Source organism: Plantactinospora mayteni (assembly GCF_016862935.1).
GTDB lineage: Bacteria > Actinomycetota > Actinomycetes > Mycobacteriales > Micromonosporaceae > Plantactinospora > Plantactinospora mayteni.
This window is the reverse complement of sequence record NZ_BONX01000035.1, coordinates 1-15794: the sequence shown is the minus strand read 5'-3', so window position 1 is coordinate 15794 and position 15794 is coordinate 1. Positions and strand designations below refer to the sequence as shown.

The window sequence follows — 15794 nt, the reverse complement described above, 5'->3', positions numbered from 1 at the left end:
AATCCAGGTCAGCCCTTCCGGTACCTCGCCTGGACCAGGCAGCACAGGGCGAACACGGCGATGCCGAGCGCCAGCAGCGTGCGCAGAATCAACCCGTACGCCTGCTCCCGCGACGTGTGCGGGGCGGCGTCCAGCCCCCGGGCCCGGTCCGGGTCGGAGTTCACCACGGCCGTCAACACCGGGCGATCTGCAATGCCAGCCAGGCGAAGAGCAGGTGGACGAGCCGGTAACCGACGGAGCCGGCCCGGGCGAGGAATTCCAGGGGCTCGCTGTCGGCGGCGCGGGCCGCGCTCGCTCCAGCGGTAGAAGTCGCTGACATGGGCGGGTCAATGACCGATCAGGACGATTTCCAAACGTCCGGAGCCTCGGGCCGGGCCGGTGCGCCCCTCGCCTCGGCGGTGACCCCCGGCCGGGTGGCCGGCGGTGGCGGTCGACCGCCACCGCCGCCCCGGGTCACGGCTCAGCCCGGTTCACTCAGCCCGGGTCGCGGCTCAGCCGGCGTTTTGGCCGATCCGCACGACCACCTGGTCGGCGTCGGCGCTCTGCACGGTGGCGTACAGGCCGCCGACCTCGGTGGCCTGCTGGCCGACGGTCAGCGACAACTGCTCACCGGCGACCTCGAGGGTCACCACGTCGCCGTCGACGCCGATCAGTTTGGCCTCGACCCCGAGCAGGCTGGCCTGGGCGTCGACGCCCCGGTCGAAGGTGACGGTGCAGGCGTCCAGCCCGCAGTCTGTGGTGGCGCCCTCGGAGCTACAGCCGGCCAGGACGGCCACACCGAGGGCCAGGCCGGCGACGAGGCCGGCGGCACGACGGACGGTGGTCATTTGGCGGTACGGGGGATTCGTCACCCCACCGAGGGTACCTGGAGAGATCCAGACAACGGCCGGGCCGAGTTCGCGGCAACGGCCGATATCGTGCCTGCCATGCCGTTCGAGATCGCCCGGGTCCGGGCCGCCTACCCCGCCCTCGCCGAGGGATACGCGCACTTCGACGGGGCCGCCGGTACCCAGGTGGCCGCCCCGGTCGCCGACGCGGTGGCCGGCACCATGCGGACCGCGGTGGCCAACCTCAGCAGCGCACACGTGCCTGGGCAGCGCTCCGGCGACCTGGTGGCCGCGGCCCGCCAGGCGGTCGCCGATCTGGTCGGGGGCACGCCGGACGGGGTGGTGTTCGGGCCGAGCGCGACCGCGCTGACCTACCACCTGGCCCGTACCCTCGGTCAGGCGTGGCGGCCCGGCGACGAGGTGGTGGTCTCCCGGCTCGACCACGACGCCAACGTCCGGCCCTGGGTACAGGCCGCCGAGGCGACCGGCGCGATCGTCCGGTGGGCCGAGTTCGACCCGGAGACCGGCGAACTCCCGGCCGGGCAGTACGCCGACCTGGTCGGACCACGTACCCGGGTGGTGGCGCTCACCGCCGGCAGCAACGCCATCGGCACGGTACCGGACGTGGCCGGGATCGCCGCGACCGCGCACGCGGCCGGTGCCCTGGTCTACGTCGACGGGGTGCACGCCACCCCGCACGGCCCCACCGACGTCGCCGCACTCGGTGCCGACTTCTACGTGACCAGCGCGTACAAGTGGTCCGGCCCGCACGTGGCGGCCGTCGTCGCCGACCCGGCCCGCTGGGCGGAACTGCGCCCGGCCAAGCTGCTGCCCTCGCCCGACCGGGCGCCGGAGCGGTTTGAACTCGGCACGCCGAGCTTTCCGCTGCTGGCCGGGATCCGGGCCGCCGTCGACCACCTCGCCGGGCTGGACCCGGCTGCCACCGGCGACCGGCGGGCCCGGGTACGGGCCGGTCTCGCCGCCGCGCTGAGCCACGAGGAGCAGCTCTTCGACCGGCTGCACCGGGGCCTCACCGGGCTGCCCGGGATTACCGTCCACGGCTCGCCCCGGCACCGCTGCCCGACCGTCTCGTTCCGGCTCGCCGGCCAGACTCCGGGGCAGACCGCCGCCGCGCTCGGCGAGCGCGGGGTCTGCGTCTCGGCCGGCGACTACTACGCGTACGAGTACTTCTCGGCGCTGGGCCTGCGGGACAGTGGCGGGGCGGTCCGGGCCAGCGTCTACCACTACAACACGGCCGAGGACGTCGACCGGCTGCTCGCCGAACTCGACCGGCTGGTGGTGGGCGGGGTCACCGGCGCCACCGGGCTGGTGGGTGGAGAATTGCTCCGGTGAGCCTCCTCGTCGAAGAGAATCCCGCCCGTCGCCGCTTCGAGATCCTGGTCGACGACGCCCTGGCCGGCTTCGTCGGCTACCGGGTCGAGTCCGGGACGATGGTGCTGGTGCACACCGAGGTCGACCAGCGGTTCGAGGGCAAGGGCGTCGGCAGCGCGCTGGCCCGGGGCACCCTCGACCAGCTCCGCGACCGGGGCGAGCGGGTCCGAATCACCTGCCCGTTCCTGCTCTCCTACCTCGAACGGCATCCCGAGTACACCTCGGTGGTGGCCGGCGACTGAGCCGCCCGGGGGCGCGGCGGTGCGGTCCCGGCGACGGGCTACCGTCGTACCCGTGGCGGAGCCGGAAGTGCGCACGACGGGCCGGGCGGGTCGGTGGATCACCGTGGTGGTCGTGGTGGCGGCGCTGGTCGCCGCCGTCGTCGGAGTGGGGCTGTGGCGGGGCTGGTTCGCCGACCCGTCGGTCTCGGACGCACCCCGGGCCCGGGCCGGCACGGTGCAGACCCTGGTGGCGAACCTGGAGGCGCCCTGGGGACTGGCCTTCCTCCCCGACGGCTCGGCCCTGGTGACCGAGCGGGACAGCAAACGGGTCCTCCAGGTCACCGGCGGCGAGGCCCGCGAGGTGGCCCGGATCGAGGAGGCGACACCGGCCGGCGAGGGCGGCCTGCTCGGCCTTGCCGTCTCCCCCGACTACCCCACCGACCGCTGGGTGTACGTCTACTACACCGCCGACGACGACAACCGGGTCGCCCGGCTGCGCCTCGGCGAGGGCAGCCCGGAGATCGTGCTGAGCGGAATCCCGCGCGGCTCGCGTACGCACAACGGCGGGCGGATCGCCTTCGGCCCGGACGGCATGCTCTACGTCGGTACCGGGGACGCCGGGGACCGGGACGCCGCACAGGACCGGAACAGCCTGGCGGGCAAGATCCTGCGGATGACCCCGGACGGCCGCCCCGCCCCGGGCAACCCGTTCGGCGACACCCTGGTCTACAGCTACGGGCACCGCAACGTGCAGGGGCTCGGCTGGCACGCCGACGGCACCATGTACGCGGCCGAGTTCGGCCAGAACCACTACGACGAACTCAACCGGATCACGCCGGGCGGCAACTACGGCTGGCCGGAGGTGGAGGGCGACTCCGACGACTCCCGGTTCGTCGCCCCGATCGCCACCTGGGGCACCGCCGAGGCGTCCCCGAGCGGGCTGGCGGTGGTCGGCGACCGGGTCTGGCTCGCCTGCCTACGCGGGCAGCGGCTCTATCGGATCGGCACCGACGGGCAGGGCGCCGAGGCGCTGCTGACCGGCGAGTACGGCCGGCTCCGGCACGTCGCCCCGGCGCCGGACGGGTCGCTGTGGGTGCTCACCTCCAACCGCGACGGGCGTGGCTCGCCGGAGGCCGACGACGACCGCATCCTCCGACTGGTCCCGTAACCGGTGCCGGATCGGCCGACCTTCCGGATCGACCGTGCCGGTGATGTAGGAGGCGCCGTCGTCTTCCTCCGAGCGGTCAGATCGCGTGCTCCGGGGCGGGTAGTTCGGTGAACGGGAAGCGGAGCCGGAAGTCGGGCCAGGGCACGCTGAGCCGCAGCCAGTCGCCACCACGGCCGGCGTCGACGCCCAGCTCGGCGATCTGACCGAGGTCGGCGAGCGAGCGCCGGGCCTGCTCCTCGGTTACGCCGGCCGCGCCGGCCAGGCTGGTCAGGCTGGTACTGACCACCCGGCGCCGCCATCGCCGCCGGGTGCGCTGGGCCAGCCGGCGGATCGCGATGGCCACCAGTACGGCCTGGTCGTCCCGCTGTGCCCGGGCCTCCAACTCCCGCTCCGCCGCCGAGAGCGGCAGCACCTCCAGCGGGTCGCGGTCCAGCCGGGGCGTGACCCACGGATCGTCACCGTCCTGTTCGGCCAGCTCGAAGAGGCCGAACTCGGCCAGGCAGAGCAGCAGCTCGCCGACGGTGTGCGGGACCGGGACGTCGCGCCGCCGGCACATCTCGGCGAACAGCTCGATCCGGGTGGCGCGGATCCGCACCATCCAGGCGTAGTGCTGCCGGGCGTGCAGCTCGGCGTCCTCGGCGTCCCGGCCGGTACGGCGCCGCCGGGCCCGCTCCACCCACTCGTCGACGCTGCCGGGGTCACACCACGCCAAGCCCTCCCACGGGACGATCGTCGACCAGGCCGACCGGCGGAACCGGGACTCCCCAGGAACGACGGTGAGGTAGACGAAGGCGCAGGGAAGCCACCTGATCCAGGACGGGGTGAGGGCGGCCCGCTGCCAGCGAGGGGTCACCAGAAGAACGATACCGCGACTCGCCGTGAACGTGGGGGCACCCTTGGTGACAGCCCTGGTGTGGATCGGGTATCGACCCTCCGATCAGGACCGTCCAGCGAGCACCTCGGCTGCGGCCCGACCGGCGGCCCGGGTGGCGCCGTACGTGGCCAGGTGCACCCGGCCGGCGACAATCGACGGTACCCCGAGTTCCACCACCACGGCGTCCGGGCGGTCGGCCAGGATTCGGCGTACCGCCGCTGCCATCCAGTCGTGCCGGTGCAGGTCGCGGACCACCAGCACCAGTGGTCGGCCGACCGCTCCGTCGAGCGCCCCGGTCGGCGGGGCGTGGTCGGCGGCCAGGTCACCGGCTGCCAGTCGTACGGTGGTGGTGCCGGGTAGCAGGGCGGTCAGCGGGGCACCCACTCCCCACGGGGTCTCGGCGCCGATCGCGATGTTCCGGGGCGGCTCGAACTCCAGCACGTGGGCCGGGCCGGTCAACGGCAGCACGGCCGGGCCGGCGTCGTGGGTCACCCGTACCGCCCGACGTGCGGCGGCCAGGCCCAGCGGGGAGCCGTCCGGACTGGCGGGCGTCCACTCGGCGCGCTGGGCCCGGGCGGCACCACTCCACGCGGCCAGCAGGCCGACCCGCTTGGCCGCCTCGACCAGGCGCTCCTCCGGCAACACCCCGGCGAGTACCGCGTCCACGATCGCGTCCCGCAGCCGCAGCGCGTCCACCTCGTCGGCGTGCTCGCCGCCGACACAGATCGCGTCCGCCCCGGCCACCAGGGCTCGGACGGTGGCGCCGGCGAAGCCGTACCGGTCGGCGACCGCGCGCATCTCGATGCCGTCGGTCACCACCACACCCTGGAAGCCCAACTCCTCGCGGAGCAGGTCGGTCAGCACCCGCCGACTCAGCGTCGCCGGCCACTCCTCGTCGACCGCCGGGACCAGCAGGTGACCGGTCATCACCGCCTGCACCCCGGCGTCGATCGCGGCCCGGAACGGCGGCAGTTCGCAGGCGTCGAGCCGGGCCCGGGAGACCGCGATCCGGGGTACGTCGAGATGCGAGTCGACGCTGGTGTCCCCGTGCCCGGGGAAGTGCTTGGCACAGGCGGCGACCCCGGCCGACTGGAGGCCGCGTACCCAGGCGGCGGTGTGCCGGGCGACCAGTCCCGGATCGGCCCCGAAGGATCGTACGCCGATCACCGGGTTGTCGGGGTTGGCGTTCACGTCCGCGTCCGGGGCGTAGTTCAGGGCGATGCCGGCGGCGGCCAGCTCGGCGCCGAGGTCACGGGCGACCGCCTCGGTCAGCTCGGGGTCGTCGACCGCGCCGAGCGCCAGGTTGCCCGGCCGGGAGCTGCCCAGCCGGGACTCCAGCCGGGTGACGTCGCCGGCCTCCTCGTCGATCGCCACCAGCAGGTCCGGCCGCTCCGCCCGCATCGCGTCGGTCAGCGCGGTGACCTGCTCGGCGTCGACCACGTTGCGGGCGAACAGCACCACCCCGCCGAGCCCTTCACCGAGCCAGCGGCGCACCCAGTCCGGCGGTCGGGTGGTGCCGACGAACCCGGGCTGGAGCACCGCCGCCGCCAGGCTGGACAGGTTGTCCGTCGTTCCGCTCATCCCGCCGGTTCCCCCCGCATCTACAGTGGACAGCCGCCGCCCTGGTAGCGGCGGGTGCTGCCATGGTCACACCACCTCAGCAAATAGTCAATAAACCTTCCTATTAGCCGGAACGGCCCCGGACGTGCGACAGGACCGGGATGACGTGCGAGAGTGCTGGAATGCAGTCCAGCATCCCGGAGACCGCGTCGCGCCTCACCGAGCTGCCACGCCACCTGCTCGCCGCCGAGGAGCCGAGCTGGTTCGACATCCCGGGCGTCCGGATCGTGGGCGCCATCCTCGGCACCGTGCTGCTGGTCGCCGCACTGCGGTCGATGTTCGGTCGGCGCTAGCACTCCGCCGGTAGCTGTTTGGTTCGGTGTTTCGCTCTGGAAGCATTCCTCGATCGCCCCCGGGCGCCCGCGACCCAGATCAGGGTGTCGTCGTCGGTGTTGGCGGGACCGAAGCAGAGGTAGTAGGCGAGTTCGTCGGGGTTGGTGATGCTGCGACGGATCGGGAGCCACCGGCGGCAACCGTCCACACTGGCGTCGGGCAGGGTGGCCGATCCGGCCCGGACCGGGAATCTGGCCGCCTTTGTAGGGCTATGTGACAATCCTCGGGTGACGCCGCCTCCACCGCCTGACGTGCCCGACGATCAGGGTGCGACTCCACCGGCCCCCGGCATGGCCGCGCCGCCGCCATCGCCATCGCCGCCACCATCGCCGCCGCCATCGCCATCGCAGTCGCCACTGGCGCCGCCGCCACTGGCGCCACCAAAGCGCAACGGGCCTGTCATCATCGCTGTCATCGCCGGAGTGCTGGCACTGTGCCTGCTCGGGACCTGCGTGGTCGCGGCGGGCGCGCTGGTCGTCTCCAACATGGACGACGGCCGACAGACAGGCGTCGCGGACGGATCCGCTCCCGTGCGGTCACGGACGACACCCCCACCGCCGGCTACAGAGGAGACGTACGCCCCGCCCGAGGAGGATTCGACGACCGAGGCAGCCCCGCCACCGCCGCCCGCGAAAATCGGGCAGTGCATCGCCGTCAGCGAGGACGGGGATTTCCAGGGAATTGGCAACTGCAACGGCACGAGTGGCACCTATCGGGTGGTCTCGGTGGACTATGAACGGGGCGAGTGCGCCGATCCCGAGTCCTCGTACCTTACGGAAGACGGCTACCGCCTGTGCGTAGAGCTCCACCTGGTGCGCAATTACTGTTACAAATTCCCAAAGGGTAAGGGCTGGATCGTCGGCGCGTCGAAGTGTAAGGCAAAGGGCACCGTTCACATCGTCGACGTCGTCCCAGGGGCCTCCAACGACGACAGGTGCACCCGGAACTACCGGTGGAACCGCTGGTACCGGTTCACACACCCGACTGTTGTTTACTGTGTTATGCAGTATTAGACCATGTCACAGGTGGCGGGTTAATCATGTCGCTGACCGCGGCCGTTCAGGAAGGCCCGACAGTGAGATCGCGAATCCGCTGCCGCAGCGATTCTTCGGCTCCCGGCGGCCGCGGGTCGCCCCGGTCGCCGCGCCATCGGGCGAACGCCAGGTCCAGTTGCGCGGAGTGCAGACGCTTCATCCGGGTGTAGGCCGGACGGTCGCCACGCAGGAGTGCCTGTAGCCGCATCCGGAAGCGCAGCGGCGGATTCACCAGTACGGGCACGTCGGCCGGGGTGATCGCGCCGCGCGGGTCGCGCGCCTCCGCCCAGAGGTGTTGGTGCAGCGACCTGGTTTCCTGACGCAACGCGATGATGATGAGGAACAGCAGGATGGCAAACGCCGGTCCCTTGAGGACGATGAGGTTGAGCGGCTGCACCACGAACAACTGAAGCAGGGAATTGTCAGATTCCCAGTACAGGCCGCCCATTGCGAAGACGTCCCAGATCAGGTGGGCCGCGATGGCGACGGCGAAGCCGCTGCCAACGCAGACCGCCCGCCGACGCCAGTCGTCGAACTGCATGGCGAGTCCGATGCCGGCGCCGATGATCCCCGTGTAGGTGGCATGGCTGACCAGCAGCCCGGTGACCTGCCGGTACCAGTGCTGGTAGAGGACAGTGCCGAAGTCTCCGGTCATGTAGGACATCGACTCGGCGAACTGGAAGCCGATTCCGACGCAGGCGCCGACGACGATGCCACCGAGCATGCCGTCAACGCGCCGCCAGGCGAGCAGCACGATCACGAGGACCCCGGCACCCTTGCCCAGTTCCTCAGGGACCGCGGCGGCGGCCGCGTGACTGAGAATCGCCGCGGTTCCCGGCAGAAGCTCTGCCGTGATGACGACGTGCAGGATGCCCTCGACCATCTGGGCGAAGTAGGCGGCGACGAACACGCCCCAGGCGAAGGCGACCAGGACCAGTCGCCACGGTGGCTTCCGGTTGCGCTGCATCCGGCGGAATGTCCACAGCGCGAAGAGGGTCGTTGGAATGCTCAGCAGCGCGCCTCGCCAGGCGATTCCCACCTGTAGGAGGGTGAGGAACACCATCAGGAGGGCAGGCGCGGCGAACACCAGTCCACCACAGAGGGCCCAGGTCATGAAGCGGCTACGCGGCGAGCCACCCGTGGCTGAGGTTATGGCGACGACGACAGCGCCGATGCAGGCGGCGAACAGTGAGATGCCGGCGACCCCGAGGCTGATCATGCCGAGGACGCGTACCCCGGTGCCGTCATCCCGGAGGACGCCGACCAGCGACGCTACGGCGATCATCACCAGCAACGCCTCACCAGTGGTGAGAGCGGCGCCGAGCCGGTCGAGCCGGTACGCCGCCGGCACTGTCGGTTCCGGCACCACCGGCCGGTTCACCGGGCGGGGCGGCGGTGCGAGGCCGAGCCCGGTTGCCTCTCGCGGTGCGCTGCTCGGCTGCGGCGTCTCCTCCGTCATCGCTCGATTTCCACGTGCACCCAGGCGAGCACCTCCTCCGCCCGGTTCCCTCGGACGGTGGCCAACACAAACTGGTATGTCCCAGCGGGTACCGCGGAGGTGGCGCTCACCGGCACCGGACTGGCCCGTAGGTCGTCGAGATCCGGCAGGTCCACGCTGTTGATCCGGTGGCCGAACGCGTCGTACCAACTCGCCTGCGCGGGTTCCGCGGCTACTGACCCGGCCACACCCTCGTCGATCGTGGCGGCCGGGATCTGCCCCTGTCGGAATCTCTCCTGCGGCAGATCGACGATGCTCGCGGTTGCCGGGTCGTATGGGTAGAGCCGGATCGGCAGGGCCGGAGAACGTTGTGGGGTGGTCGGCCAGGACACGGCCAGGACGACAACCGAGGCGAGGACGACGACCACCGCGATCAGGCCGAGGACTGTCATCACGCGTACCGGAAGGCGAGCTTCCGTGGGCTCGGTCCCGTCTGGCACGGCTTCCTCCGTCCACGGCGGTGGGTTAACCTAGCCTAACCCGAAGCGGCGGTCCTACATCTGCACGGGTGCGCGTGCAGGTGGCTCAATCCCGACGCTCGGATTGGGAGGCTATGTCCGCGGCGGTGTCTGTCAACGTGCTGGCCGACGGCGTACCCATCGACTGTGGCGGCATGGCCGACGGCCTCGCCGGCTGTTACGGAGCGGTCCCCGCCGTCGGCATCGCCGCGGTCGCGGTGCTGGGTGGTGCCGCCCTCGCCGGTTACACGGCGTTCGCCGTGTTCTTTCCCCAGGTGCTCAATGCCCTGACGGGAATACCGGCGACGACGGATTCGATGGGCCGCAGGTCGGACTGGGCCGATCCCCGCGCACATCCGCAATCGCCGACCCGGCAGCCGGACTCTCAACTCGCCGGCGGCGACCCGGTCTACCACCGCCCCGGCGCCACGGCAATCGGCTACGACGAGTCGACCATACGGAACTTCGATGCCGTCGCACCCGAGCCGGGTTACCACGACGTCGTGGTCCATGGTGAGCGCAACGGGCTGTTCCGGCCGGGCGTGATTGGGGCAGACGGTGCCGGCCATCCGTCGAACTACACCCACCCGGCCCAGATCGCCGAGGCGATCCGCGGCAATCCGCACTACGGCGGCGGGCCGGTGCGTCTGGTGTCCTGCCACTCTGGCACCGTGGCGCCCGACGCGGGTGTCGCGCCGCCGGCCCAGCAGGTCGCGGACGCGCTGGGGGTGACGGTCATGGCGCCTACCGACGCGGTCGGTGTGAACCGGTATGGTCCGGTGGGGCAGGTTCCTCGGATCAGGAACGGCGGCCAGTGGGTGACCTTCTATCCCGGTGGGGGGACCGATGGGTAAGCCGGCGTTGCGGTTCGCCGGGATGTTCCACGAGCTGGGACCCGTCGGCCTGGGCCTGGTTCAGGAGAGCATCTTCGACAACGTCTCCGCCGAGGAGATGCCGGATGTCGACGAGGTCGTCCGTTACCTGAAGGCGGGGTACGTCCTCATCGACATGATGGACCTGGCCGACGACCCGTTCGACTCGGCGCGACAGGTCATGAACGGGTCGACGATCCGCACTGACGGTGACTGGCTGTGGCGCGACGATCTGGCCTACTACGTCCGCCGGCACCGGGTGACCCTCCCCGAGGAATTCCTGGCGCTGATCCGCGAACGCCGCTACAGCGTGCCGCACCGGGACGAGGAGCTGCTCCGCGAACGGTCACTGGTGGCCGAGGAGCTGATGTTCTGACCCACGACACCCTGCTCGACGAGGTCCGAAGCGTCAGCGCTGGCGCGCACTACCCGGCGGGTGGATCTCCTGCGGGCAGAGTCCAGCCCGGTTGCCCAGCCGACAAACACCGCAACCGCGCCGAGTGCACCGCCGTTTCGGGGTCGGCCCCGCGGGGTACCTTCGGCGACCGATGAAGCTGCCACCCCTGCACGCCATCCGGCTCCGCCGTGCCGCCCGGCACCGCTTCGGCTGGCGATCGTTGCGCCCCGACCAGCTCACGGCGATGCGTGCGGTGATGCGCCGCCGGGATGCACTCGTCATCCTGCCGACCGGGGGCGGAAAATCGGCCGTCTACCAGGTACCGGCGACGCTGTTGACCGGACCGACGGTGGTGATCTCGCCGCTGCTGGCCCTCCAGCAGGACCAGATCACCGCGCTCAACGACCGTGCCCAGCCGGAGCTGCGCGCGGTACGGATCAGTTCGGCGGAGAGCGCCGGGCAGCAGGCCGCCGCGCTGGACGAGATCCGGTCCCGTCGCGCCCGATTCCTCTTCACCACCCCCGAACAGCTCAGCAACCCGAAGCGACTGGCCGAGGTACGCGCGCTGCGCCCGGCCCTGGTCGCGGTCGACGAGGCGCACTGCATCTCCGCCTGGGGGCACGACTTCCGCCCCGACTACCTGGCGCTGGGACACCTGATCCGCGAGCTGGGCCGCCCGCCGGTGGTCGCGCTGACCGCCACCGCGTCGCCGCCGGTCCGGGACGACATCGTCGGCCGGCTCGGCCTGCGCAGGCCCCGGGTGGTGGTCTCCGGGCTGGACCGCGCCAACCTGTTCCTGGAGGTGGCGAACTGCGCCACCGAGGACTACCGGTGGCGGCGGCTGCTCGCGCTGCTCCGCGCCGAGCCCCGGCCCGGGATCGTCTACGTGCCGACCCGGCGGGCCGCCGAGGAGCTGGCCGAGCGGCTGACCGGTGCCGACTTCCCGGCGAAGTACTACCACGGCGGGATGCCGGGCGGCGCCCGCGAGAACCTGCACGAGGACTTCCTCGCCGACCGGGTACCGATCATGGTCGCGACGTCTGCGTTCGGGATGGGCATCGACAAGCCGAACATCCGCTGGGTGGTACATATGGCGCTGCCGGACGCGCCGGACAGCTACCTCCAGGAGATCGGCCGGGCCGGCCGGGACCGCGGACCGGCCCGTGCGCTGCTGCTCTGGCGGGCCGAGGACGTCGGGCTGCGCCGCTACTTCACCGGCGGCGCCCCGGACCCGGAGGAGTTGCGCGACCTCGCCGCGCTGCTCCGGGACGGGCCGACCACCCGGACCGCGCTGCGCGAGCGGACCGGGCTCGGCGCTCGCAAGCTCGGTCAGCTCCTCGCCCTGCTGGAGCGGGTCGGTGCCGCCGACACCCGGCCGGACAACCGGCTCGGCAGCCCCCGGTACGCCCCGAAGCCCGTCGACGCGGCCACCGCCGCCCTGGCCGAGGCGGAACGGCAGCAGACGGTGCAACGGTCGCGTACCGACATGATGCGGGCGTTCGCCGAGACCCGGAGTTGCCGGGGGCAGACCCTGCTGGCGTACTTCGGTGAGCGGCTGCCGAAGCCCTGCGGACACTGCGACAACTGCCACGCCGGGCTGGACGCCGCCGTGTCGCCGGCCGGCACCGGTACGACCCGGGGCGGCTTCGGTCGGCGGGGTGGCCGTAACGGCCCGAGGGCTGAGGAGCCCTTTCCGGTGCACAGTGCGGTCCGGCATGTCGAGTGGGGCTCCGGGATGGTGCTCGGTTACGAGGGCGACCGGATGACGGTGCTCTTCGACGAGGTGGGCTACAAGACCCTCTCGGTGCGGGTGGTCAGCGCGCAGGGCCTGCTGGAGCCTCAAAGGTAAGGACGACTGATCTACGGTGTCCCGGGGTACGGGGATCACAGGACGGTCCCGGAACTCCGGAACTCCGGGACGTCGGGACGTCGTACGGCGATTCGGTTTGCCCTCGGCGACGCTGTGCCGTGGGATGTGATGGTTTGTTCTCAGTGGAGGGAGGTTGCCGTGACCGAGCAACCGCTATATGCGAGCCAGTTCGGATTCTCCGACGACGAGTGGGGGCTGCTCGTCGGCCTGCCGCAGTCGGTACTGACCGCGGCCAGCGCCGCCGAGTCGGACGGCAGCCGCCGGACCCGGACGGAGAATGCCGCCGGGCTGGAGAGCATCGCCGCCGGCCGGGAGTCGGCCAGCCCACTGGTCACCGCCGTCGCCGGTGAGCTGATCACCCGGGTCGGCGACCCGGAGGTGGGCGAGGAACTCCCGGCGATCGAACCGGCCGACCCGAAGGCGCTGATCGCCGACGTACTGCACCGGGCCGAGACGGCGTCGAAGCTGCTCGCCGGCAAGGTCTCCGAGGGCGACGCCGGGGCGTACCGGCACTGGCTGTTGACCATCGCCGAGCAGGTGGTGACCGCCGCGTCGACCGGTGGGGTACTCGGCCTCGGCGGCGACGAGGTGACCGAGTCGGAGCGGCGGTTCCGCGACGAGCTGGCACACGTACTCAACGACTGAGCGACTGACGAAAACGCAGTGCCCCGTACCGCGACGACGGTACGGGGCACTGTGTTGCTGAGGTCAGGGGGTCTGGACGTCGCGGACGAACGCGCGCCAGGCGGCCGGGCCGAAGGTCAGCACCGGTCCGTACTGGTCCTTGCTGTCCCGCACGCCGACGATCTCGGGAAGGTTCTTCGCCACCTCGACGCAGGTGGACCCGCCGTTGCCGCTGCGGGTCGACTTTCGCCAGATGGCGCCGGTCAGGTCTGCCATGTCGCCGCCACTTCCTTGATCATGCTGAGGGTCTGCGCGGTGGGCAGGGCTACCGCCCGAATGGCTTCCCAAGCCTCTTCGAGGGTATCAATCTCGCCCTGCTGGGTAACCACGTGCGCACGGAGCCGGTCGTCCAGATGCGCAGCCTCCCCGGACGGCCCCTTCGCCAGGATGAATCCTCCGGCGAGCCCGACGTGTCCGCCGGCACTGGCCGGTACAGCCTGGATGTGGATGTGCGGGCGCTCGGCGAACTGGACGAGGCGTTCGCACTGCTCGGCCATGACCGCCGGGCCGCCGACACAGCGGCGCAGCACCGCCTCGTCGACCATGACGAAGAACTGTGGCGGTCTCGATCCGGCAAGGATGCCCTGCCGCTCCATCTGGGACTGGGCGCGCTGCTCCACCTCGTCGGCGGTCATCAGGCCGCCCCAGCCGAGCACCGCCCGGGCGTACGCCTCGGTCTGCAACAGGCCGGGCACGAGCGCCGGCTCGAACCAGCGGAGCAGCCGTGCCTCCCGCTCGATTTCGAGCCATTCACGCAGCCAGGCCGGTTCGCGGCGGCGCAGTACGTCCGGCCAAAGGTCCCCTACGTCCCTGCCGACGGCTTCCGCGACCTGGGCACGATGACGAGTCTGCGGAATCCGTCCGGGAGTCACCCAGCGCGTCGTCTTCGGATCCACACCGATCCGGCCGGCGAGCGATTCGGCCGTCTGACCGGCCTCGGTCATCGCGACCTTTAGTGCGTGGTTCATTCCGACTCCCTATCGGACGTACCCGACGAACGAGGGCCATATCGTGGCGCGGTGTGATTGTTCCATCACTAGGCGCAGGCTTCAGTCCATGCACCTCCGCTCGGACCCATCACCCGCAGCACACCAGCTGGCCATGGCCCGGTCGGACCAGCCCCAGGCCGCCCCGGACGACCTGACCGCTCGCTTTCTCGGCTGGCTGCCCGACGACGCCTGACAGCCACCGCTCACCTGTACCTCAGAGGCGCTACCGGTTCCTCGTAGCGCATCTGACGTACAGGTGAGCCGAACCAGGCGGCGCCGTGTCGGGGCGGGTGAGGAACGGGGCGCGGCGCCGCACCGGCGGGTGGCGGGCGGTGCGGGGCGGGCCGACGGCCGACGGGGCGGCGGGGCGGCGGGGCGGGGCCGGGGGGCGGGGCGGTTATCGGGCCAGGAGTGCGAGGACGGCGCGTTCGGCGTCGGCGTTGGTGCTGTTCGGGGTCACCTCGGCAACCGTCCCGTTCTGGTAGAGGTCGAGCAGGCGGGGGTCCACATAGGAGGCGCGGGCCACCGCAGGGGTGTTGCCGAGCCGGCCGGAGACCCGGCGCATCGCCTCGGCGATCACCCGGCGCCGGGCGGTCACCGACTGCTGCGGCCCGGCCTCGGCCAGCGCCCGGGACGCCCACAGGGTCGCGTGCCAGGTACGGAAGTCCTTCGCCGTCATCTCGCCCCCGCTGGCCGTACGCAGGTAGTCGTTGACCTCGTCGCTGCGGACGTCCCGCCAGCCCCGGCCGTCCCAGTAGCCGAAGAGCCGCTGGGCGGCACGCCGCCGTCGGCGCAGTTCCCGCAACACCTGGCACGCCTCGGTGTCGTCGATCCGGAGTACCTGGTCGATGCCGCCCTTGGCCGGGAACTCGAAGACCACCGTGCCCTGCCGGGTACGGGTGTGCTCGGGCCGGAGCGTGGCGACGCCGTACGTGGGGTCGTCGCCGGCCGCGTACTGGTCGCTGCCGATCCGGAAGGCGCCCATGTCGAGCAGCCGGGTCACGGTCGCCAGTACCCGGGGACGGCGCAGTCCCCGCCCGGCCAGGTCGGCGCAGACCTGTTCGCGCAGTACCGGCAGCCGGGTGGCGACCTCCAGTACGTGGTCGAACTTCGCCTGGTCGCGGCGGACCCGCCAGGTCGGGTGGTAGAGGTACTGCCGGCGCCCGGCCGCGTCGACGCCGACGGCCTGGATGTGCCCGCCCGGATGCGGGCAGATCCAGACGTCCTTCCAGGCGGGCGGGATCACCAGTTCGCGGAGCCGGGTCAGCTCGTCCCGGTCCCGGATCGGCCGCCCGTCGGTGTCCAGGAAGACCACGCCGCGACCGTGCCGGCGCCGCCCGTAGCCCGGCCCCGACAGGTCGCTACGCCGCAACCGCACGGCAGCCCCGCCCCTCCCGGTCGACCTCACCCGCCGCCGCCAGCACCTCGTCCACCCCGATCGCGGCCAGCCCCGGATGGATCCGGGACCGGTCGTCCGACTCCGCGCCGCCGCCGAGAAGCGAACCCGGGTCGGCCACGCGGACCGGTTCCAGAGCGTCGGTCCGGACCGGTTCCAGA

At 71.8% G+C, this 15794-nt stretch carries 20 protein-coding genes and 2 pseudogenes; 10 read left to right on the top strand and 12 right to left on the bottom strand.

Annotated features, from left to right (window positions below; genetic code table 11):
* Positions 1-8: 8 nt before the first annotated feature.
* The 3 genes from Pma05_RS42755 to Pma05_RS24665 all read right to left on the bottom strand — a co-directional run bounded on the left by Pma05_RS42755 (position 9) and on the right by Pma05_RS24665 (position 827).
* Positions 9-167, bottom strand: a complete 159-nt coding sequence (locus Pma05_RS42755) for a DUF1206 domain-containing protein (RefSeq protein WP_239313047.1) — start codon at positions 165-167, stop codon at positions 9-11.
* A 5-nt stretch (positions 168-172) separates the two neighbouring features.
* Positions 173-319, bottom strand: coding sequence for a hypothetical protein (locus tag Pma05_RS42750; RefSeq protein ID WP_239313020.1), 147 nt, complete (start codon positions 317-319; stop codon positions 173-175).
* A gap of 172 nt (positions 320-491) precedes the next feature.
* Entirely contained in the window at positions 492-827 is a 336-nt protein-coding gene (locus Pma05_RS24665; RefSeq protein ID WP_203860041.1) for a hypothetical protein, read from the bottom strand.
* 99 nt (positions 828-926) lie between these two features.
* On the opposite strand from Pma05_RS24665, the gene Pma05_RS24660 reads away from it, so the two are divergent.
* The 3 genes from Pma05_RS24660 (at position 927) to Pma05_RS24650 (ending at position 3608) form a co-directional block, all read left to right on the top strand.
* A complete protein-coding gene (locus Pma05_RS24660) occupies positions 927-2180 on the top strand; it encodes a cysteine desulfurase-like protein (protein ID WP_203859852.1) in 1254 nt (417 codons plus the stop codon).
* Positions 2177-2461: a GNAT family N-acetyltransferase gene (locus tag Pma05_RS24655; RefSeq protein ID WP_203859851.1), complete on the top strand. Its 285-nt coding sequence runs from the start codon at positions 2177-2179 to the stop codon at positions 2459-2461. The genes Pma05_RS24660 and Pma05_RS24655 overlap by 4 nt, the downstream gene beginning before the upstream one ends.
* A 106-nt stretch (positions 2462-2567) precedes the next feature.
* Positions 2568-3608 (top strand): PQQ-dependent sugar dehydrogenase, encoded by a 1041-nt coding sequence (locus Pma05_RS24650; RefSeq protein ID WP_372441555.1) that lies wholly within the window; start codon positions 2568-2570, stop codon positions 3606-3608.
* Positions 3609-3684: 76 nt separating this feature from the next.
* On the opposite strand, the gene Pma05_RS24645 is transcribed toward Pma05_RS24650, so the two are convergent.
* Positions 3685-4461 carry a DUF6042 family protein gene (locus Pma05_RS24645; RefSeq protein ID WP_203859849.1) on the bottom strand — a complete coding sequence of 259 codons (777 nt, stop codon included), beginning with the start codon at positions 4459-4461 and terminating at the stop codon, positions 3685-3687.
* An 84-nt stretch (positions 4462-4545) separates the two neighbouring features.
* Complete coding sequence (locus Pma05_RS24640) at positions 4546-6063, bottom strand: glycoside hydrolase family 3 protein (RefSeq protein ID WP_203859848.1); 1518 nt, start codon at positions 6061-6063, stop codon at positions 4546-4548.
* Between the two features lie 161 nt (positions 6064-6224).
* Between Pma05_RS24640 and Pma05_RS24635 the strand changes: the two genes are divergently transcribed.
* Positions 6225-6395, top strand: coding sequence for a hypothetical protein (locus tag Pma05_RS24635; RefSeq protein ID WP_203860062.1), 171 nt, complete (start codon positions 6225-6227; stop codon positions 6393-6395).
* Between the two features lie 15 nt (positions 6396-6410).
* Here the strand turns inward: Pma05_RS24635 and Pma05_RS42745 are convergent.
* Positions 6411-6577: pseudogene (locus Pma05_RS42745) on the bottom strand (IS701 family transposase); the annotation flags it as partial.
* 280 nt (positions 6578-6857) lie between these two features.
* Here Pma05_RS42745 and Pma05_RS24630 point away from each other — a divergent pair.
* Positions 6858-7448, top strand: a complete 591-nt coding sequence (locus Pma05_RS24630) for a hypothetical protein (RefSeq protein WP_203859847.1) — start codon at positions 6858-6860, stop codon at positions 7446-7448.
* A 46-nt stretch (positions 7449-7494) separates the two neighbouring features.
* Here the strand turns inward: Pma05_RS24630 and Pma05_RS24625 are convergent, their stop codons facing one another.
* Together Pma05_RS24625 and Pma05_RS24620 are read right to left on the bottom strand one after the other, a co-directional pair.
* Complete coding sequence (locus Pma05_RS24625) at positions 7495-8850, bottom strand: PrsW family intramembrane metalloprotease (protein WP_203859846.1); 1356 nt, start codon at positions 8848-8850, stop codon at positions 7495-7497.
* 74 nt (positions 8851-8924) lie between these two features.
* Complete coding sequence (locus Pma05_RS24620; protein ID WP_203859845.1) at positions 8925-9359, bottom strand: hypothetical protein; 435 nt, start codon at positions 9357-9359, stop codon at positions 8925-8927.
* 116 nt (positions 9360-9475) lie between these two features.
* Here Pma05_RS24620 and Pma05_RS24615 point away from each other — a divergent pair, with 116 nt between their 5' ends.
* From Pma05_RS24615 to Pma05_RS24600, 4 genes are all read left to right on the top strand, one after another.
* Entirely contained in the window at positions 9476-10279 is an 804-nt protein-coding gene (locus Pma05_RS24615) for a DUF8616 domain-containing protein (protein WP_203859844.1), read from the top strand.
* The gene (locus Pma05_RS24610; protein ID WP_203859843.1) at positions 10272-10673 is read left to right on the top strand and encodes a hypothetical protein; all 402 of its coding nucleotides are present in this window, start codon (positions 10272-10274) and stop codon (positions 10671-10673) included. The genes Pma05_RS24615 and Pma05_RS24610 overlap by 8 nt, the downstream gene beginning before the upstream one ends.
* 172 nt (positions 10674-10845) lie before the next feature.
* On the top strand, positions 10846-12543 hold the full coding sequence (locus Pma05_RS24605) for a RecQ family ATP-dependent DNA helicase (RefSeq protein ID WP_203859842.1): 1698 nt from the start codon (positions 10846-10848) through the stop codon (positions 12541-12543).
* Between the two features lie 159 nt (positions 12544-12702).
* Positions 12703-13209 (top strand): hypothetical protein, encoded by a 507-nt coding sequence (locus Pma05_RS24600; RefSeq protein WP_203859841.1) that lies wholly within the window; start codon positions 12703-12705, stop codon positions 13207-13209.
* 63 nt (positions 13210-13272) lie between these two features.
* On the opposite strand, the gene Pma05_RS24595 is transcribed toward Pma05_RS24600, so the two are convergent.
* Both Pma05_RS24595 and Pma05_RS24590 read right to left on the bottom strand, forming a co-directional pair.
* Entirely contained in the window at positions 13273-13464 is a 192-nt protein-coding gene (locus Pma05_RS24595; protein WP_203859840.1) for a DUF397 domain-containing protein, read from the bottom strand.
* Positions 13452-14216, bottom strand: coding sequence for a DUF5753 domain-containing protein (locus Pma05_RS24590; RefSeq protein WP_203859839.1), 765 nt, complete (start codon positions 14214-14216; stop codon positions 13452-13454). The genes Pma05_RS24595 and Pma05_RS24590 overlap by 13 nt, the downstream gene beginning before the upstream one ends.
* An 88-nt stretch (positions 14217-14304) precedes the next feature.
* On the opposite strand from Pma05_RS24590, the gene Pma05_RS43545 reads away from it, so the two are divergent.
* Positions 14305-14430: a hypothetical protein gene (locus Pma05_RS43545; protein WP_275414744.1), complete on the top strand. Its 126-nt coding sequence runs from the start codon at positions 14305-14307 to the stop codon at positions 14428-14430.
* Positions 14431-14634: 204 nt separating this feature from the next.
* On the opposite strand, the gene Pma05_RS24585 is transcribed toward Pma05_RS43545, so the two are convergent.
* Together Pma05_RS24585 and Pma05_RS24580 are read right to left on the bottom strand one after the other, a co-directional pair.
* Complete coding sequence (locus tag Pma05_RS24585) at positions 14635-15615, bottom strand: DNA topoisomerase IB (protein ID WP_203859838.1); 981 nt, start codon at positions 15613-15615, stop codon at positions 14635-14637.
* Positions 15599-15794, bottom strand: a pseudogene (locus Pma05_RS24580) (hypothetical protein); the annotation flags it as partial. The gene Pma05_RS24585 and the pseudogene Pma05_RS24580, both read right to left, overlap by 17 nt.